Origin of the sequence: Floricoccus tropicus (assembly GCF_001832905.1) — a bacterium.
GTDB lineage: Bacteria > Bacillota > Bacilli > Lactobacillales > Streptococcaceae > Floricoccus > Floricoccus tropicus.
In genome coordinates, this window is sequence record NZ_MKIR01000012.1 from 104,134 (window position 1) to 123,369 (window position 19,236).

16 protein-coding genes are annotated in these 19,236 nt (G+C 32.9%); 5 read left to right on the plus strand and 11 right to left on the minus strand.

Features of this window, described 5'->3' with window-relative positions; all coding sequences use genetic code 11:
- Window positions 1-14 precede the first annotated feature (14 nt).
- Entirely contained in the window at window positions 15-1,955 is a 1,941-nt protein-coding gene (parE, locus tag BG261_RS04110; RefSeq protein ID WP_070791904.1) for a DNA topoisomerase IV subunit B, read from the minus strand.
- 262 nt (window positions 1,956-2,217) lie between these two features.
- On the opposite strand from parE, the gene plsY reads away from it, so the two are divergent.
- From plsY to nrdF, 5 genes are all read left to right on the plus strand, one after another.
- Entirely contained in the window at window positions 2,218-2,856 is a 639-nt protein-coding gene (gene plsY / locus BG261_RS04115; RefSeq protein ID WP_070791905.1) for a glycerol-3-phosphate 1-O-acyltransferase PlsY, read from the plus strand.
- 140 nt (window positions 2,857-2,996) lie between these two features.
- Window positions 2,997-3,218, plus strand: a complete 222-nt coding sequence (nrdH, locus tag BG261_RS04120; RefSeq protein WP_070787140.1) for a glutaredoxin-like protein NrdH — start codon at window positions 2,997-2,999, stop codon at window positions 3,216-3,218.
- 1 nt (window position 3,219) lies between these two features.
- Complete coding sequence (nrdI, locus tag BG261_RS04125; protein ID WP_414653942.1) at window positions 3,220-3,579, plus strand: class Ib ribonucleoside-diphosphate reductase assembly flavoprotein NrdI; 360 nt, start codon at window positions 3,220-3,222, stop codon at window positions 3,577-3,579.
- A 68-nt stretch (window positions 3,580-3,647) separates the two neighbouring features.
- Window positions 3,648-5,804 carry a class 1b ribonucleoside-diphosphate reductase subunit alpha gene (gene nrdE, locus BG261_RS04130; protein WP_070791906.1) on the plus strand — a complete coding sequence of 719 codons (2,157 nt, stop codon included), beginning with the start codon at window positions 3,648-3,650 and terminating at the stop codon, window positions 5,802-5,804.
- Between the two features lie 99 nt (window positions 5,805-5,903).
- On the plus strand, window positions 5,904-6,857 hold the full coding sequence (nrdF, locus tag BG261_RS04135) for a class 1b ribonucleoside-diphosphate reductase subunit beta (protein ID WP_070791907.1): 954 nt from the start codon (window positions 5,904-5,906) through the stop codon (window positions 6,855-6,857).
- Window positions 6,858-7,035: 178 nt separating this feature from the next.
- Here the strand turns inward: nrdF and BG261_RS04140 are convergent, their stop codons facing one another.
- The 10 genes from BG261_RS04140 to recN form a co-directional block, all read right to left on the minus strand.
- Complete coding sequence (locus BG261_RS04140; protein WP_070791908.1) at window positions 7,036-7,680, minus strand: class I SAM-dependent methyltransferase; 645 nt, start codon at window positions 7,678-7,680, stop codon at window positions 7,036-7,038.
- Entirely contained in the window at window positions 7,681-8,826 is a 1,146-nt protein-coding gene (locus BG261_RS04145) for a cystathionine gamma-synthase (protein ID WP_070791909.1), read from the minus strand. It abuts the gene before it with no gap.
- 2 nt (window positions 8,827-8,828) lie between these two features.
- Window positions 8,829-9,761: a PLP-dependent cysteine synthase family protein gene (locus tag BG261_RS04150; RefSeq protein ID WP_070791910.1), complete on the minus strand. Its 933-nt coding sequence runs from the start codon at window positions 9,759-9,761 to the stop codon at window positions 8,829-8,831.
- A 392-nt stretch (window positions 9,762-10,153) separates the two neighbouring features.
- Window positions 10,154-11,149, minus strand: a complete 996-nt coding sequence (gene mraY, locus BG261_RS04155) for a phospho-N-acetylmuramoyl-pentapeptide-transferase (RefSeq protein ID WP_070791911.1) — start codon at window positions 11,147-11,149, stop codon at window positions 10,154-10,156.
- 1 nt (window position 11,150) lies between these two features.
- A complete protein-coding gene (locus BG261_RS04160; RefSeq protein ID WP_233278898.1) occupies window positions 11,151-13,406 on the minus strand; it encodes a penicillin-binding transpeptidase domain-containing protein in 2,256 nt (751 codons plus the stop codon).
- Window positions 13,403-13,780 (minus strand): cell division protein FtsL, encoded by a 378-nt coding sequence (ftsL, locus tag BG261_RS04165; RefSeq protein WP_070791912.1) that lies wholly within the window; start codon window positions 13,778-13,780, stop codon window positions 13,403-13,405. The genes BG261_RS04160 and ftsL overlap by 4 nt, the downstream gene beginning before the upstream one ends.
- A gap of 27 nt (window positions 13,781-13,807) precedes the next feature.
- A complete protein-coding gene (gene rsmH, locus BG261_RS04170) occupies window positions 13,808-14,755 on the minus strand; it encodes a 16S rRNA (cytosine(1402)-N(4))-methyltransferase RsmH (RefSeq protein WP_070791913.1) in 948 nt (315 codons plus the stop codon).
- Between the two features lie 102 nt (window positions 14,756-14,857).
- The gene (locus tag BG261_RS04175; protein ID WP_070791914.1) at window positions 14,858-16,105 is read right to left on the minus strand and encodes a peptidoglycan bridge formation glycyltransferase FemA/FemB family protein; all 1,248 of its coding nucleotides are present in this window, start codon (window positions 16,103-16,105) and stop codon (window positions 14,858-14,860) included.
- A 29-nt stretch (window positions 16,106-16,134) separates the two neighbouring features.
- Window positions 16,135-17,376 carry a peptidoglycan bridge formation glycyltransferase FemA/FemB family protein gene (locus BG261_RS04180; RefSeq protein WP_070791915.1) on the minus strand — a complete coding sequence of 414 codons (1,242 nt, stop codon included), beginning with the start codon at window positions 17,374-17,376 and terminating at the stop codon, window positions 16,135-16,137.
- A 201-nt stretch (window positions 17,377-17,577) separates the two neighbouring features.
- Window positions 17,578-19,236 carry a DNA repair protein RecN gene (gene recN, locus BG261_RS04185; RefSeq protein WP_070792195.1) on the minus strand — a complete coding sequence of 553 codons (1,659 nt, stop codon included), beginning with the start codon at window positions 19,234-19,236 and terminating at the stop codon, window positions 17,578-17,580.

The following is a 19,236-nucleotide window of genomic DNA, read 5'->3' on the forward strand; positions in this document are numbered from 1 at the left end:
ATGCATCCCTAAATCTAAAAGATGACTTCTCCATCTTCTTCAAGAGTAAATTTAACATTATTTTCAATCCACTTACGGCGTGGTTCAACCTTGTCTCCCATAAGGACAGAAACACGGCGTTCTGCTTGAGCGACATCATCTAATGTAACACGAATTAAAGTTCTAGTTTCTGGATCCATAGTTGTTTCCCAAAGTTGGTCAGCATTCATCTCTCCAAGACCTTTATATCGTTGCAACGTGGCACCTCGACCAAATTCTTTTCTTAAATCTTCAAGTTCACCATCAGTCCATGCATAGGCAATTTTTTCCTTTTTACCTTTACCTTGACTCATCTTATATAAAGGAGGTAAAGCTATATAAACTTTTCCAGCTTCAACCAAAGGCTTCATATAGCGATAGAAGAATGTTAAAAGAAGAATCTGAATATGTGCTCCATCTGTATCCGCATCGGTCATAATAATAACCTTATCATAATTGACATCTTCAATATTGAAGTCAGCACCAACTCCTGCCCCAATTGTATAAATCATTGTATTAATTTCTTCGTTCTTCATGATATCTGAGATTTTCGCTTTCTCAGTATTAATTACCTTACCGCGAAGAGGTAAAATCGCTTGGAATTTTCTATCTCGACCTTGTTTTGCAGAACCTCCGGCAGAGTCTCCTTCGACAAGATACAATTCATTTTTCTTAGGATTCTTAGATTGTGCAGGCGTTAATTTACCAGAAAGTAATCCTTTATCCTTTTTCGATTTTTTTCCAGTACGACTATCTTCACGCGCTTTACGAGCTGCTTCTCTTGCTTCACGTGCCTTGATAGCCTTACGTATCAACCCTTGTGCCACTTCTCCATTCTCCATAAGGAAATATGAAAGTTGGGTACTTACAATTGAATCAACAATTGGACGTGCAAGAGGACTTCCTAACTTATCTTTTGTTTGCCCTTCAAATTGTAAATGTTCTTCTGGAACCAAAATTGAAAGAACAGCCGACAGTCCTTCACGGTAATCAGAACCCTCTAAGTTCTTATCTTTTTCCTTAAGTAGACCTGACTTCCTTGCATAGTCGTTCATTGACTTTGTAAGTGCAGCCTTAAAACCTGTTTCATGCGTACCACCGTCTTTTGTGCGCACATTATTGACAAAGCTCAAGATATTATCAGAATAGCCATCGTTATACTGCATGGCAACCTCAACTTGAAAATCAGACTCTTCACCAGTAAAGTACATTACAGGTGTCAAATTATCCTTATCTTCGTTTAGATAGGCAACAAAATCCTTAACTCCATTTTCATAGTGGAAGGTATCTTGCTTATCATTTCTTTCATCTGTCAAAGTCAATGTAACATTTTTCAAAAGAAAGGCTGTTTCATTAAGTCGTTCAAAGATTGTGTTGTACTTGTATTCTATGGTTGAAAATATTTTAGAATCGGGTAAAAAGCTAACCTTTGTTCCAGTCTTTGATTTAGGTGCTGTTCCAATTTTTTCTAATCCTGTAACTGGCTTCCCACCATTTTCAAATCTTTGTCGATAAACTCCACCATCTCGAGTAATCTCTACTTCTAGCCATTCTGATAATGCATTAACTACTGAAGACCCTACCCCATGTAGTCCCCCTGAAGTTTTATAGCCGCCTTGCCCAAACTTACCACCTGCATGAAGAACCGTAAATATTACTTCTACTGTGGGTATACCCATTTTGTGCATACCTGTTGGCATTCCGCGTCCAGCATCGACTACGCTGATAGAATTATCTTTATGAATGGTAACATCAATCTTGTCTCCAAAGCCACTTAAAGCTTCGTCAACTGCATTATCAACAATTTCATAAACCAAGTGATGTAGTCCTGCTGTATCAGTAGAACCAATATACATACCTGGTCGTTTTCTGACGGCATCAAGTCCTTCTAAGACTTGAATGGCATCGTCATTATAATGATTAACATCAATTGTCATTTCTTAACCTCTAACTATAACTCTTATGTGATATGCTCAAAATATTTTCAATCTTATATTTCTATTATCTTTTTTACTATTTGTTATGAGCGCATACCACTTCATTCTATCTATTATACGAGAAAAAAAGCCAATTGACCATAAAAAATGTATTTATTTCCCAGATATCTTGAAAATAAATGTATTTCAAAATACTTAATATCTAAAAGAAATAATCCTTTTGTATTATTTCTTTTAGCCAAAATCTGATATAATATGTTTTATGAAAATCGTAATATTATTAGTTTTAGCATATTTATTAGGCTCAATTCCATCAGGTCTGTGGATTGGAAAAATATTCTTCCATAAAAATCTACATGATTATGGAAGTGGCAATACAGGAACTACAAATACCTTTCGTATATTAGGTAGAAAAGCCGGAATTATTGTATTTATTTTAGACTTTTTCAAAGGATATATTGCTACTTGCCTTCCATTAATATTTAATGTTCATGGAATCTCACCCGTAGTGTTTGGAATCTTAGCAATTTTTGGACATACTTGCTCTATCTTTGACCACTTTAAAGGAGGAAAAGCGGTAGCAACAAGTGCTGGTATGCTCTTTGCCTACAACCCCTACTTCTTCTTATTCTTGCTAATTATTTTTGCAATAACACTTTACCTAACTAGTATGGTTAGTTTTGCAAGTGTGGCTTGTGCAGTTATTGGTGGTTTAGCAGTTTTAATTTTTCCATCAATACACTTTATTTTTAAATCATACGATCCCATTTTTACAATTTTAACTTTAATATTAGCCTTCTTTATAATTTATAAGCATAAGGATAATATTAAGCGAATTATGAATCATGATGAAAACCTTGTCCCCTTTGGGCTTAACATAACTAATCAAAAAACAAAATAGTTCCATTTATATAAAAACACAAAATATAGGGTATGCTTTTAAAAAAGAACACTATATGTTGTGTTTTTTATCTTGCAAAAACAATTTTTTTGATTTAGAATAATCACATACTATTTTAAAAAAGATAGGAGTTTATATAAATGGTTACAGTTTTTTCAAAAAATAATTGCATGCAATGCAAAATGGTAAAAAAATGGTTGAGCGATAAAGAAATTCAATTTCAAGAAATCAATCTTGATGAGCAACCTGAATATGTTGAAAAAGTAAAAGAAATGGGATTTATGGCTGCCCCAATTATTGCCAAAGATGACCTTTCATTCTCAGGTTTTCGTCCAGCTGAACTTGCTAAATTAGCGTCATAAGATGGTGAAGATTGCTTATTTTTCTGTAACTGGACAAGTTCGACGATTCGTAAAGAAACTTGACTTACCTAGTTTTGAAATTACAGATTTTTCACAATCTGATGTTGATGATAGCTTTATTTTAGTTGTACCTACATATGAGCCAGATATAACTTATCCTGCTGACGAATTTCTTGAAGATTATTCTGATAAATGTCGCGGAATACTTGGGAGCGGGAATCGAAACTTTGGTGATGAATTTGTCTATACAGCAAAAGATTTAGCTAAAAAATATAACCTTCCTATGCTATACTCTTTTGAATTCAATGGCACACAAGAAGATGTTGCAAATGTATTAGAAATTATTACAAAAATAAAATAATTTTCTACAAATAATTTGCTATAATATTTAATGTTATAGTGAATTTTTATTTATAAATTGGAGGACATATGTCTTTAAAAAATCTTGGCGACGTAACTTATTTTCGCCTAAATAATGAAATTAATATTCCTATTAATGGTCAAATCCCTCTTCACAAAGACCAAGAGGCATTAGAGGCTTTTTTTATTGAAAATGTTGAGCCAAATTTAATGCATTTTGATACTTTAAGAGATCGTTTTGATTATTTATTAGAAAATGATTATATTGAAAAAGATTTCTTCGGAAAATACAATTTTTCTTTTATTGAAGAGTTAAGTACTTGGCTTTATGACCAAAACTTTAAATTTAAATCATTCATGGCTGCGTATAAGTTTTATCAACAATATGCAATGAAGACTAATGACGGTGAATATTATCTTGAAAATGTTGAAGATCGTGTTCTCTTAAATGCTCTTTACTTTGCTGATGGTGATGAAGAACTCGCACGTTCAATTGCTGATGAAATGTTAAATCAACGTTATCAACCTGCTACTCCTAGTTTCTTAAACGCCGGACGTAGTCGCCGTGGTGAATTAGTATCATGTTTTTTAATTCAACCAACAGACGATATGAATGCAATTGGTCGTTCAGTTAACTCTGCTCTTCAACTATCACGTATTGGTGGTGGTGTTGGAATTAATCTATCTAATTTACGTGAAGCTGGTGCTCCAATCAAAGGAATTGCTAATGCTGCAAGTGGAGTTGTTCCAGTTATGAAACTTTACGAAGATTCATTTTCTTATTCAAACCAACTTGGACAAAGACAAGGTGCAGGTGTTGTTTACCTTAATGTTTTCCATCCAGACATTATTGCCTTCTTATCAACTAAAAAAGAAAATGCTGATGAAAAAATTCGTGTTAAGACACTCTCACTTGGTGTAACTGTCCCTGATAAATACTATGAATTAATCAAAGAAAACGAAGATATGTATCTATTTAGTCCATATGATGTTGAAAGAATTTATGGTAAGCCATTCTCTTATGTTGATATCACTGCTGAATATGATAACATGGTTGCAAATCCTGAAATTGATAAAAAGAAAATCAGAGCGCGTGATTTAGAACAAGAAATTGCTAAACTTCAACAAGAATCTGGTTATCCATATATTGTGAATATTGATACTGCAAACAATGCAAATCCAATTGATGGAAGAATTGTTATGAGTAATCTATGTTCTGAAATTCTTCAAGTACAAGAACCAAGTATTATCAATAATGATCAAACATATGAAAAACTTGGAACTGATATTTCATGTAACTTAGGTTCTACAAACGTTGTTAACCTTATGAATACAAAAGATTTCGCTAAATCAATTGATGCAATGGTTAGAGCCTTAACTTTTGTTACAGATAGCTCTAGTATTGATGTTGTTCCATCTATTAAAAATGGAAACGATCGCGCTCATACTATTGGACTTGGTGCTATGGGTCTTCATTCATACTTTGCTAAGAACCACATTGAATATGGTAGTCCTGAATCTGTAGAATTCACTGATATCTACTTCATGCTTCTTAACTACTATTCTCTTGTATCAAGTAATAAGATTGCTAAAGAACGAGGAATTAAGTTTTATAACTTTGAAAAATCAAAATATGCTGATGGTTCTTACTTCGATGACTATGTTAAAGAAGACAAAGACATTTCACCAGTTATTGCAAAATTATTTGAAGGAATCAAAATTCCTACTCCTGCTGATTGGCAAGAACTTAAAGAACAAGTTCAAACTGATGGATTATATCATCAAAATCGCCTAGCTGTTGCTCCAAATGGTTCAATTAGTTATATCAATGATGTATCAGCAAGTATTCATCCTATTACTCAACGTATTGAAGAACGCCAAGAAAAGAAAACTGGTAAAATTTATTACCCAGCGCGTGATTTAGCGACTGATACAATTCCTTATTACACAAGTGCCTACGATATGGATATGCGTAAAGTTATTGATGTTTATGCAGCTGCTACTAAACACGTTGACCAAGGATTAAGTCTAACATTATTTGTTCGTTCAGAAATTCCAGAAGGAATCTATGACTGGAAGACAAGTCCTAAACAAACAACTCGTGACCTTAACATTTTGCGTAACTATGCTTGGAAACAAGGTGTTAAAAGTATTTATTACGTTAGAACATTTACTGATAACGGTGACGAAGTTGGGGCAAACCAATGTGAAAGCTGTGTAATTTAAGTTCAGCATAAGACTTACAAGCTGTGCTCTTATGCCTTATAAATTCAATTAAAGTATTTATAAGTAACGAATTTTTGCAATATTTATTTGGAGAATAAAATGAATGATTATTATAAAGCCATAAACTGGAACGCCATTGAAGACATGATTGATAAGTCTACTTGGGAAAAGCTAACAGAACAGTTTTGGCTAGATACACGTATCCCACTATCAAATGACCTTGACGATTGGCGCCATCTTCCAGAAAATGAAAAAGATTTGGTTGGCAAGGTGTTTGGAGGACTTACTCTTCTAGATACTGTCCAATCTGAGACAGGTATGGATAGCTTACGTGCAGATGCTCGTACCCAACACGAAGAAGCTGTTCTTAACAATATCCAATTCATGGAAAGTGTACATGCAAAAAGCTATTCAAGTATCTTTTCAACATTAAACACAAAAACTGAAATTGACGAAATCTTTGATTGGGTTTCAGAAAATGAAGTTTTACAATATAAAGCTCAAAGAGTTAACGGAATTTACCGTGATGGTACTCCTTTAGAGAAAAAGGTTGCCAGTGTTTTCCTAGAAACTTTCCTTTTCTACTCAGGGTTCTTCACTCCTCTTTACTACCTTGGAAATAATAAACTTTCAAACGTAGCAGAAATAATTAAACTTATTATTCGAGATGAAAGTGTTCATGGAACTTATATCGGTTACAAATTCCAACTTGGTTTTAACGAACTAAGTGACGAAGAACAAGAAAACCTTAAAAACTGGGCATATGAGCTTCTATTTGAACTTTATGAAAATGAAGAACGTTATACAGATGATTTATATGGTGAAATTGGTTGGGATGAAGAAGTTAAAACCTTCTTACGCTATAATGCCAATAAAGCATTAATGAATTTAGGTTTTGAACCTCTATTCCCTGATAATGCAAGTGATGTTAATCCAATCGTTATGAACGGATTATCAACAGGAACAAGCAACCACGACTTCTTCAGTCAAGTTGGTAATGGATACCTACTTGGTCAAGTTGAGAGTATGGCTGACGAAGACTACGATTTCTAATACATACGAAAAGGCTGGTAAAATTTACCAACCTTTTTTATTTTGTATTATTTTCTAAATTTCAATTTATAGTTTATTAAAATAGAAATGCCTTCGATTTACTACGCTGTCGATTACACTTAAATAAGCAAGCATATTAGTATAAATCGCAACGATGTATTAATCTATTTTTAAGTGACTATATTTTTTCTGCAATAACTATCCATACATAATTATTCATCTGACGGTAAGTTGTCTTGAAGTTATTAGCGCGGAAAATTTCTTCCAAGTCGGTGATCAAAGGATAATATTCTCGATTTAAATCTTCTACTAAATCCTCGAAGCCGCGTGAGATTTCTCTTTCAATGATAGCATCTAATGCTGCTTGAGAAAGGAACATTGTATCACCAAATATTATTTTGCCACCGGATGGTAGGATTTTATTATATGCTGCTAAGGCTGAGTTTTTTTCAGCTGCATTGAGGTGATGAAAAACCAGATTAGAGACAATTGTATCAACTTCATTCTCTGCTTGAGGGAAATTTTCCATGTCTCCATCTAAAAATTCTACTTGATAATCCTTTAATTTTTCCTGCGCAATGGCTCTCATCTCTTGAGATGGTTCGATTGGATATACTTTTTTACCTGCTTGAAGTAGCTTTTCAGTTAGATTGCCTGTGCCACTTCCAAACTCGAGAATGCTGTTTCCTGACTGATTGGTGATTTCTGTGATAATATCCCAGTAACCTTCAAAGACGTCCTTATATTGGGGATTGTGACCTTCTACTTCATCATCATAACTTACTGCCCAATCCTTAAAGATTGGCATGAATTCTAATCCCATTTATTTTCCAACTTTATCAAGTGCTTGTTTAACATCTGCAAGTAAATCATCCACATATTCGATACCAACTGATAAGCGAACTAGTCCATCTTTGATTCCTGCTGCTTCTCGTTTGTCTTTTGGAATAGAAGCATGAGTCATGATAGATGGTACTTCTACTAGGCTTTCAACTCCACCTAAACTTTCAGCAAGGGTAAAGATTTTAAGTGCTTCAACAAATTCTGCTGTTTTTGCTTCATTTTTCAATTCAAATGAAACCATACCACCAAATCCAGACATTTGTTTTTTAGCAAGTTCATGTCCTGCATGGCTAGCAAGTCCTGGGTAGAACACTTTTTCAACTGCTTCATGATTTTCAAGATATTCAGCTACTGCTTGAGCATTTTTCTGATGCGCTTCCATACGGATACCAAGTGTCTTAATTCCACGTTGAGTTAACCAGCTATCCTGTGGTCCTAGGATACCTCCTACTGCATTTTGAAGGAAACCAATCTCAGAAGCAAGTTCTTGATTGTTTGTCGTTACAAGTCCTGATACAACGTCACTGTGACCACCTAGATACTTAGTACCACTATGAAGAACAATATCAGCACCAAGTTCAAGTGGACGTTGAAGGTAAGGTGTGGCAAATGTATTATCAACGAGTGTCAATAGATTATGCTTCTTAGCTAGTTCTGCTACTGCTTGGATATCAGTAATTTTCAAAAGTGGATTACTTGGGCTTTCAACATAGATTGCCTTAGTGTTTTCTTGGATATTTTCTTCAATATTTGCAAGATTACTTGTGTCAACAATCGTATACTCCAGACCATTTTTCACAAAAACTTTGTCAATGATTCTGAAAGTTCCACCGTAAACATCATCCCCTAAGATGATATGGCTACCAGGTGCAAATAAAGAGAGAACTGTATGAATCCCAGCAAGTCCTGAACCAAAGGCGAATCCTTGTACACCGCCTTCAAGGTCAGCTATCAATTCTTCAAGTGCGTGTCTTGTCGGGTTACCAGAGCGAGAATATTCATATTCTTTAGGTTGACCAAGGCCGTTTTGACGATAAGTTGATGTTTGGTAAATTGGAACACTTACAGCTCCTGTTGTCTTGTCTTCTGAAATTCCGCCATGAATAAATTTAGTATTAATATGCATTTTTAATATTCCTCTCTTTTATATATATCTTTTGATAAGTATTTTTCCCCACCATCTGGGAAAATAGTCAATATTTTTGAACCTTGGGGAAGTTTACTTGCTTCCCGTAATGCAGCAACCATTGCAGCACCCGATGAACTACCAACTAGCAATCCATATGTTGATGCTAATTTTCTGGTCATGTCAAAACCTTCTTGGTCACTCACTGTTTCATAACCTGCAATATCCAGGCTTTGAAAGAACTTTGGAATAAATTCTACTCCGATTCCTTCAATCTCGTGACCATGCGACTGACCTCCGTTCAAAATAGAACCTACTGGCTCGACTCCAATTAAGCGAATATCAGGAATTTTCTCTTGTAGATATTTACCTAAACCAGAGAAGGTTCCACCACTTCCTACACCAGCCACAAATGAATCAATTTCAACATTCAAATCTTTTGTGATTTCTGGGCCCATTGCTTTATAGTAAGTATCTGGATTATCATCATTTTCAAATTGTAGAGGTAGATATGAGTTTTCAATTTGGTTATCTAGTTCTTTTGCTTTTGCGATTGCACCTTTGATACCTTCTTCAGTTGGACTATGTACAATTTGAGCACCTAGAGCTGTCATCAAGTCCTGCTTTTCTTGACTGAATTTCTCTGGCACTACAAATATTGTTTTCAGCTTATATTTTAAAGCAGCAAGTGCGACACCAATTCCTGTATTACCTGCAGTTGGCTCAATTATTGTCGTATCAGAATTTATCAAGCCTTTTTCAATTCCACTAGCAATAAGATGTTGACCAAGCCTATCCTTAACGCTTCCTCCGGGATTTAAAAATTCTAACTTTGCATAAACAGTTGAACCTAAGGGTATTTCCTCAAATTCATTATTAGTAAAAGATATAATGGGCGTATTGCCAATTAAATCATGTATATTTGTTACAATCATTGTTTCTCCTTAGTGTAGAATTAAATATAAATGGTAAATCACGTGATGTATCTTGAAAAAAATTAAAAGAAAAAAGGAGCTGACTAAATCAGCTCCCGAAATACCTATTAATAATGTAGATATAAATCCCAAATTATTGAGACTCAGATTAATACTATATTATTGTTAGATTTTCTTTTGCGAAATAGTGCGACAAAATGACATGCTAGATTTTTCTACCACGCAACAACAACAAGTATTATTTGATGTAAATTTGTTGTTTGTCATTTCTATTTCTCCTTCTTCTGATATCACAATAATAACATAATTTTCACATTCGTCAAATATTTTAGACATAAATTTAAAAGAAGATCTGCTAGAAAAATTTCTAACAGATCTTTTATAATTCTCTTTTATTTGTATGTTGCAAAATAAATTATCAATGCTAATGCACTTCCAAAGAATCCAACTGCCCAGAAAAGGAAATCAACCTTCCACTCACTCCATGCTTTACCATGGCCAGAGAATCCACCAAGTTCAAAGTGGTGATGTACTGGTGTCATTCTGAAAATTCTTTTTCCACCACTGGCTTTAAAGTAAGCAACTTGGAGCATTACTGATAGTGTCTCGAAAACATATACAATACCAATTAGTAAAAGTGTCCATTCAGCATGTAACAAGATTGAAATAATGGCTAATAAGCCACCTAATGCTAGGCTTCCAACATCCCCCATGAATATTTTTGCAGGTTTGTGGTTGTAGAAGAAGAAGGCGAGAAGACCACCAATTGTAGTCATGATTATCAGCAATACATCAAATTGTTTTTGGTTATAGGCTATCACTGCATAAGCAGAGAGTGAGATTACGACCGAAATACTTGCTAATCCATCTATACCATCTGTTAAGTTAACAGCATTTGAAAAACCTACTAACCAAAAGATTAAGAAGATTGCAAAGAAGATACCAACATTAACTTTTAAACCAAAAATATTGATAAAGTTTGCCCCTTCTTCATGCATAAAGATAAAGTAGGCAAGTATACCAGTTAAAATCTGAGCGATTAACTTTTGAAGGCTTGTAAGTCCTTGATTGATTTGTCTAAATACTTTCAAGAAATCGTCAGCAAACCCAACAGCTGCATAAATAGCAAATACTATCCAAGCTATCCAAAATGGAGGTGTCAAAGTTCCATAAATTATAGCAAACAATAGTGATATGGCAAGTGAAGCAAGCACAAATACTATACCACCCATAGTTGGCGTTCCTGCTTTTTGAGCATGTTGATGTACATCTTCATGCATCTGTTGACCACCTATTTTTTTCTTATGGAAAAATTTTATAAACTCTGGAATTCCAATAAAGGTTACGATGAATGTAACTATTCCAGCAATTACTGTTTCGAACGTCATTTTATACTCCTAAATTCACTACTAGTTTCTTGTTTTTTGAAAGTTCTGTGTTCATATCAATACTTTGTCCAATTACTTTATTTCCAATACCTGTAAATTCAACTTCTAAATTCATCCATTCAGCAAATTTTTCAGTATCATATTTTGTCCAACCGTAAATATCTGGCATATCGATATCACCATCTGTTAGGAGCAATATTCTTCTATTTGGATTAACTGTAGTACCTTCACTTACAGACTGCTTAATAATCTTGCCTCCATTTCCAATTATGACAGGGGCAAGAATTTCTCGGCGTAATTCTTGAGCAGTTTTGTTTGGTTTTTCATCAATATAACTCTTGATTTTTATTTTTTCTGTTTCAAGTCCAGTATCCGCTACTGCTAAAGTATCCTTCATCTCCATTGCTCGAGTCAAAATAGGATTAGCAACATCAGAAATATAATCAAGTTTCCAATTTGATGGAAGTTTTATTGTCATATACATAATGAACTCAGGATTTTCTGTCGGAGTTATTGCAACAGCAGAATAAAGATATGAGGTAGCTCCAGTAAGATAGCTACCATTTTCAGAAATTTGTGCAGTACCCGTTTTTACTGATACATTCTGACCGTTAACTTGGAAAAAAGGAGTACCGTTTGTTGGATTATATGCTGTACCAAATACTGGATCTGTACCTACGTTTACCATGTATTGAAGTGTTTGATTTGCAGCAGAGGCATCAACAGGCTTACCAACAATTTCAGGTGTCACCTGTCTCACCTTTTTATCATTAACAATACGATTAATAAAATGTGGTTCAAGCATTGTACCACTATTTGTAATAGCAAGGAAACCTCTTATCATTTGTAATTGGGTCACACCAATACCTTGCCCAAACGAACTCATTGCATTAGTTACAGTATTGTTATCAGGAAATAATCCTGGTTCCTCGTTGCTAACCCCTATATTTGTTCTTGTACCAAACTTAAATCTTTCTAAATAATCACGCCATACTTTATCACCCATTTTTTTCTCAAGTAGAGTCATACCTATATTACTAGAATATGCAAAACCTTGAGCAAAATTCATAGTTCTACCACCAGGATTAATACTCCAATCCCAGTCATGGATAGGTTGACCATCTACTACATATTCACCACTTGTGTAGTAATCATTTGGATTAAAATTATTTGTATTAATTGCAGAGGATAAAGTAAATACTTTCATAGTTGAACCTGGTTCATAATTTGATTGATAGAGAAAATTCGACCATGGAAAATCTTTATATAAGCCTGATTTTGTATCCGGATTAAATGTTGGTCTTTGAGTCGTTGCCAATATTTCCCCAGTGTCAGCTTTAACTAAGGTTGCCACAAGTTCTTGTGCCTCTGAACCCTCTTCTGCTTTATCTACTAGACCCTCAAGATAGGTTTGGAGTGAAGAGTCGAGAGTTGTATATACATCACTACCATCCACAGCTTCTTTCACTGATTCAACAGTACCGGGTAAAGGAACTCCTAATTTGTTTTTCTGCAGAACCTGTACTCCATTTTTTCCACTTAATATATCATTTAAACTGGCTTCAATTCCATTTTGTCCTACAAGCCCCTTAGACTCATCATCACTATCCTGTAAGCCTGCTTGACCGATAAAGTGTGAAGCAAATTGCCCGTTAGGATAACTCCTTGACAGATGTGGCTCGAACTTTATACCTCTAACTTTTTGTTTTTCTGCCTCTTTTTCGATTTTATCTCGAGTGCTAAAATCAACATTTGATCCTTTATTCCCAAAGTAGACATATTTAAGATTCTCATTATTCAATTGTTCAGATACATATTTAGTATCCATACCTAAAATATCTTTAAATATTTTTTCAATTTTCTTAAAGTCATCTTTATTGGCATAAAGTCGTTCTTCCTTAGCATTAACATAGTTTTTATCAGTAATTACATAAATAGTATACTTACTTGAATCTATGGCAATGGGAACACCATTGCGGTCAAAAATTGTACCACGTTTAGCTTGAATAACTTGAGTTTCCTGTACGTTTCTTTTAGCCTTTGTAGAAAGGTTAACACCTGAAACCTGATCAGTAGCAACAATCCATGTTAGTCTTAATGCAAAAACCACAAACAAAAAAATTGTAATAAAAAATAGAGTTTGACTAACACGTTTTCGGTTCTGACCTGGTGTAAGATTTACTTTCTTTACATATTTTTTTATAATCTGCCAAGGTATTAATAATATATTTTTCATTATCAATAAGATATTTTTCATTTTGTAGCTTTCCGTATATTCTTATTGTTAGATCTTAAATTATTTTTTTCAGCTATCTTTGTAACTCTTTCTGATCTTGATAACTCTTGAATTTGTTGATCTAATTCTTCATGTCGAGTTTTTTTCTGCTCAATTTCATATTGAATATTAGTTAAATTCTGTTCAGACTGCATAACTTTTGTCCTCACAAAAACAGTACCAATTGCTATGATAACAGCAGTAAAAATAACTACTAAATAAAAAGTTTTTTCTATTTTTGACATCTTATTTAATATATTAGTCATCAAATTTGACGAAACAGATTCCGCACTAATATTATAACTATCTTCCTTAGCCGCTGTTGATATATCAAAAACTTCTTTAGGTTTAGCCATTTATACTCTCCCTTATCTATCTCTTGATTATTCTTTTTCCTTAAGTTTCTGAGCAACACGTAATTTAGCGCTATGAGCCCTGTTATTATAATCTAATTCTTCTGAACTAGCTACAATTGGCTTACGATTTACAAGTTCTAAAATTGGTTTCATTTCTTCAGGAATAAATGGTAAACCACGCGGAACGTCAACAGTACTGTATTCTTTGAAAATATTCTTAGTTAATCTATCTTCTAATGAATGAAAGGTGATAACACTAATCCTTCCTCCAATAGATAGTAAATCAATTGCTTGTTCCATTGAATCTTCAGCAGCACCCAGCTCATCATTTACTTCAATTCTGATAGATTGAAATATTCTTTTTGCTGGATGACCTTTTTTCTTCAATTCTTTTTGAGGTAATACCGATTTAATAACCTCAGATAATTGTGTTGTAGTTACTATGGGGCTTTCTTTTCTTACACTTTCAATTTTTCTAGCAATTTGCTTTGAGTATTTTTCTTCACCATAACGATAAAAAATTCTGACTAAATCATTGTAAGAGTAACTATTCACCACATCATATGCCGTCAAAGAAGATGATTGGTCCATTCTCATGTCCAGCTTTGCTTCATTACGATAAGAAAACCCTCTACTGGCATCATCAAACTGTGGGCTTGAAACTCCCAAATCATAAAGAATACCGTCTATTTTTTCAACACCATAAACTTCTAATGCATTTTTTAAATTTCTAAAATTATCTTTTATTAATGTCACAGAGCCTTGCTCAATATACTTATTTAATTTAATCTTAGCATTGTCATGAGCTACTTGATCCTGATCAAATGCATACAAATGACCAGTAGTTAGTTTACTTAATAAGTACTGACTATGACCTGCTCCACCCATCGTTGCATCAACATAAATTCCATCAGATTTTATGTCTAGCATATCTACAGTTTCATGGAGTAATACTGTTTCATGTTTAAAATCCATCTTGTCTCACTTTCAAACTGGTGCTTAAAATTATAACATAATTTGAACTATTTATCTATTGAGAGTTAGGTTCGTAGACAAATAGAGTATGTTACTTAAATTCTAATTTCTTCCAGTTATACTCTTTGCAAAGTCAATGACTTTTTTCTTTGCAGGTTTAGGATAATATACAAATTCTCCAACTTTTTGAGTAATATAGCCAGAAAAATTAGTTTTAAAGCCCAATACTCCATCACTGCCATCAAATTTACCTGAAATACCATAAAAATTATAAACAGGTACATTATTAGCCAAGGTCTTATTTAATGCGTACTCTTGGATAGCAAATGGGGCATAAAATCTCTTATATTTATCATATGTACCACTAAATAAATACACAGTTTCTGTTGAAGAGTAAATGAACAATGCTACCGAAAGTAAGATATCATTTTTGCCATGTTCTTCAATTAATTCATCAGCTTCAGATATTCTTTTATCATAAGTGGATATTTCAGAAACAACCTCTTTTTTTTGATTGTTTTTCTTCCTAGAATTTGGTGTTTTAACTAGAAATTCTTCAATATCAGCTAATTTTGTTTTAAGGTCATTTTGATTTGCAATAAGATTATCTTTATAATCCTTTAAATTTATTTCTGCAACTAAAAACTCTGCTTTGTCCCCAAATATATTATATATATCTTGATAATATTCAAGACTCTTATCATCATAACCACGGCGTTCGGCTGTATGCTCAGTGACTTTTTTAAAATTCGGTAGTTCCTCATAAGATAAACTTCTTACTCTCACACCAAACTGTTTAGTTTTTTTAATAGAATATTGGCCATCTTTTGTAAATGATTTGAATAATGTTTTTTGGTCAAAATCATTAAGATTTTTTACATATCTCCACTCATAATTATTCATATCATCAGAAGGTATTTTTTTGAATCCTTCCTTTTCCATCATTTCTAAGAACATGTCATTTGATTCAGAAGTTGTTTCTCCTTGATCGTTAAACATTTGAAATGTAACATTTGGTCTTATATAAAACTCTAATGCATTTTTTTCTTTTGCAAATTTTTTTAAACCTTCTAAATACTCCACATAATTATCCATGCTGAATTCCTTATATAAAGGACCATGAGTAAGTTCCATACGATAACCAGCAAAAATTTTCTTTCCAAAAATCAATGATGCCATTATTGGGTTATTGTTTTCATCAACTAAACCCATTAAATATGTATCCCAATTGCTTGAATGTAAATAGTTTCTCATTTCTAGTGTTTGTTGCCAGTCTCCTTCAACAGCATTGCTAGCAATTTCTAAAAATTGTTCATCACTTATTTCTCTAAATATATTATTTTTCAACATTCTCTTCCTTCTTTATCTTTTGAGATATATCAATTTCTTCCTAATATTTTTTTTATCTTAGAAATAACTTTATATTTTACTGGTTTTGGTAAATATAGAAACTCTCCAACTTTATGTACAGCATATCCAGAGAAGTTAGTTTTAAAACCAAGCACACCATCACTTCCATCAAAGTTACCAGAAATACCATAGAAATTATAAGATGGAACTCCATTTTTGAGAGTTTTATTTAACACATAATCCTGCATTGCAAATGGAGCATAAAAACGTTTGTATTTGTCATAGGTTCCACTAAATAGATATACCGTTTCATGTTGTGAATAAATAAATAGGGCAACTGATAATAAAATATCTTTCTTACCATGCTCATTAATTAATTCATCGGCTTCTGAAATTCTTTTATCATAAGTAGAGATTTCAGATTCAACTTCTTTTTTTTGATTATTTTTCTTTCTTGAATTCGGTGTTTTTACTAAAAATTCTTCAATATCAGCTAATTTATTTTTCAATGAATTTTGATTTAAAATTAAATTTTCTTTATATTCTTGTAAATTAATTTCAGCAGCTAGGAATTCTGCTTTATCACCAAAACTATTAAATATCTCTTGATAATATTCAAGTGTTTTATCATCGTATTCTCGTCTTTCAGCTGTATGCTTTGTAACTTCCTTAAATTTTGAAAGTTCATCATACTTCAAGGGCCTAATTTTTATACCAAATTGTCTTGTTTTCTTAATACTGTATTGACCATCTTTAGTAAAAGATTTAAAAATTGATTTCTCATCTAGGTTCTGTAAATCCTTTACGTACACCCAATCATAACCCATATAATTATTTTCAGTTTTTTCGAATCCCTCAGATTTCAATAAATTTATAAAGTTTATATTTTCATCAGTAATTGGATTACCATTGTCATCAACTTTTTGGTATATGACATTTGGTCTTAAAATAAGTTCTAATACACCATGCTTCTTACTGAAGTCTTTAAGACCTTCTAAAAACTCTTTATATTGCTCGTCATCATATTTTTTAAATAGCGGTCCATGTGTTAATTCCAAATGGTAGCCTGCAAAAATTTTGCTACCGTATAGTAAAGCAGCCATCACAGGTTCATCATCTTCATTTACGAGCCCTAATAAAAAAATATCTCTCCCGCTTTTCTCAAAAAAGTCTTTCATTTCAAGAGTTTGTTGGAAGTCATGTATTTCGGAATTATTAGCAACCTCAAGAAACTCACCTTCATCAATTGCTCTAAATTTATACTTATTCAAAATTTCATACCTCTATCAGTCTATTTAACAAATTGGATTATTATATTTATTATTAATATATGATAACTACTAATCATTATCTATTCTAACAAAAAAGGCTTAAAAAAGCCTTTAATATTATATCATATTTTTCTTTAACTTTTAAGCTCTTAAATGAAACATTCTTTATGTATTTTGTTAAACATTTTAGAAAACGCTTCACTATTTCACTAATAGTTTTTCGGCTTGTGCACGCGCTTCTTTACTAACATCATCACCTGCAAGCATTTTCGCAATTTCTTCGATACGTTCTTCATAATCAAGTTTTCTTACTGTAGATGTCGTAACATCATCGCTGCTTTGTTTTTCAATATAAAATTGAGTATCAGCAATAGCAACTACTTGAGGTAAATGAGAAATACATAATACCTGTCCTGCTGCTGAAATCTTGTAAATTTTATTAGCAATGGCTTGAGCAACTCTTCCCGAAACACCTGTGTCTACTTCATCAAAAACGATACTTGTCTTGTTTTCTTTTCGAGAAAACGATGATTTAATTGCTAACATCAAACGACTTAATTCTCCACCAGATGCCGTTTTTGCTAATGGCTTAAATCCTTCACCTGGATTTGTTTGAATAAAAAACTCAATGTGTTCATTTCCTTGGCGACTGAATTTTGCTTTTTCAAAATTAACTTTGAAATCTGCTTTTTCCATATAAAGATCTTTTAATTCATTTTTTATATCTTTTTCAAGATCAAAAGCAAGTTTTCGTCTCATAGCATTTAAGTTATTACTAGCAATGACCAACTCTTTTTCAGCATCTTTAACTAGAGTTTCAAGACTCTCATTATCATTCTCTCCACCTGTTAAGTCAGAAAGTTCATTTTTTATATTATCAAGGTAGGATAAAACATCTGAAAGCTCAGGCCCATATTTCTTTTTTAGGGTAGCTAATACTGCGATTCTGTCCTCTAAAAACATCAGTTCATTTGGATTAAATTCTAAATCATCCAATGCTTTAGCTAAACTTGCAGTAACATCTTCCAAAATATAATAACTCTCAGCTATCTTTGATGAAATTTCCTTATATAATGGTGAAAAATCTTCAATTATCTCGACTTCATTCATTGCATTTCTAACATTTGAAAGACTTGAATAATCTTCGTCATCTAAAGCTGCATAGGCAATATTTAGAGAATCGACGATATTTTTACTATTTACTAAAATTTCTCTACGTGCTTGAAGCTTTTCATCTTCAACTATATTAATTTCAGCTGTCTGAATCTCCTCAATCTGAAATTGAAGAACATCGATTCTTTGAGCAAATTCTTGTTCATTTCTTTTTCGCTCAAGTAACTTAGAACGAAGATTTCTATATGTTTCAAATTTATCTTGATAAGCTTTTTTTACAGCTATAAAATCTTTTCCGCCAAACTCATCTAGCATTGACTGATGCTGTTTAGAATTCATTAGCTCTTGATGGTCGTGCTGTCCATGAATATCAACAAGGTGTTCTCCGATTTCACGAAGACTAGTCAAATTAACCATTTGACCGTTAATACGACAAACGCTTCTACCATTTGAGAAAATCTCACGTCTTAATATCAACTCACCTGTATCTTCAATACCTAACTGCTCTAATTTTTCATTTATTCCAGCAGTTGTTTCATAGAAAAATAACCCTTCAATTTGAGATTTATCTGCACCGTGACGAACGAAATCAACACTAGCTCGACTACCTAAAAGTAAATTCATAGCATCTATAATAATTGATTTCCCTGCTCCTGTTTCACCAGTTAAAATCGTCATTCCATTATCAAACTGAAGATGAATATCTTCAATTATGGCAAAATTTTTAATAGAAATATCTTGTAAAAT

What these genes read in the sequence shown, in the direction of transcription:
- parE (WP_070791904.1), bottom strand. Translation starts at nt 1,955, where the DNA reads ATGACAATTGATGTTAATCATTATAATGACGATGCCATTCAAGTCTTA.
- BG261_RS04150 (WP_070791910.1), bottom strand. Translation starts at nt 9,761, where the DNA reads ATGATTGTAACAAATATACATGATTTAATTGGCAATACGCCCATTATA.
- nrdH (WP_070787140.1), top strand. Translation starts at nt 2,997, where the DNA reads ATGGTTACAGTTTTTTCAAAAAATAATTGCATGCAATGCAAAATGGTA.
- ftsL (WP_070791912.1), bottom strand. Translation starts at nt 13,780, where the DNA reads ATGGCTAAACCTAAAGAAGTTTTTGATATATCAACAGCGGCTAAGGAA.
- mraY (WP_070791911.1), bottom strand. Translation starts at nt 11,149, where the DNA reads ATGACGTTCGAAACAGTAATTGCTGGAATAGTTACATTCATCGTAACC.
- nrdE (WP_070791906.1), top strand. Translation starts at nt 3,648, where the DNA reads ATGTCTTTAAAAAATCTTGGCGACGTAACTTATTTTCGCCTAAATAAT.
- BG261_RS04160 (WP_233278898.1), bottom strand. Translation starts at nt 13,406, where the DNA reads ATGAAAAATATCTTATTGATAATGAAAAATATATTATTAATACCTTGG.
- BG261_RS04145 (WP_070791909.1), bottom strand. Translation starts at nt 8,826, where the DNA reads ATGCATATTAATACTAAATTTATTCATGGCGGAATTTCAGAAGACAAG.
- nrdI (WP_414653942.1), top strand. Translation starts at nt 3,220, where the DNA reads ATGGTGAAGATTGCTTATTTTTCTGTAACTGGACAAGTTCGACGATTC.
- plsY (WP_070791905.1), top strand. Translation starts at nt 2,218, where the DNA reads ATGAAAATCGTAATATTATTAGTTTTAGCATATTTATTAGGCTCAATT.
- BG261_RS04175 (WP_070791914.1), bottom strand. Translation starts at nt 16,105, where the DNA reads ATGTTGAAAAATAATATATTTAGAGAAATAAGTGATGAACAATTTTTA.
- BG261_RS04140 (WP_070791908.1), bottom strand. Translation starts at nt 7,680, where the DNA reads ATGGGATTAGAATTCATGCCAATCTTTAAGGATTGGGCAGTAAGTTAT.
- rsmH (WP_070791913.1), bottom strand. Translation starts at nt 14,755, where the DNA reads ATGGATTTTAAACATGAAACAGTATTACTCCATGAAACTGTAGATATG.
- nrdF (WP_070791907.1), top strand. Translation starts at nt 5,904, where the DNA reads ATGAATGATTATTATAAAGCCATAAACTGGAACGCCATTGAAGACATG.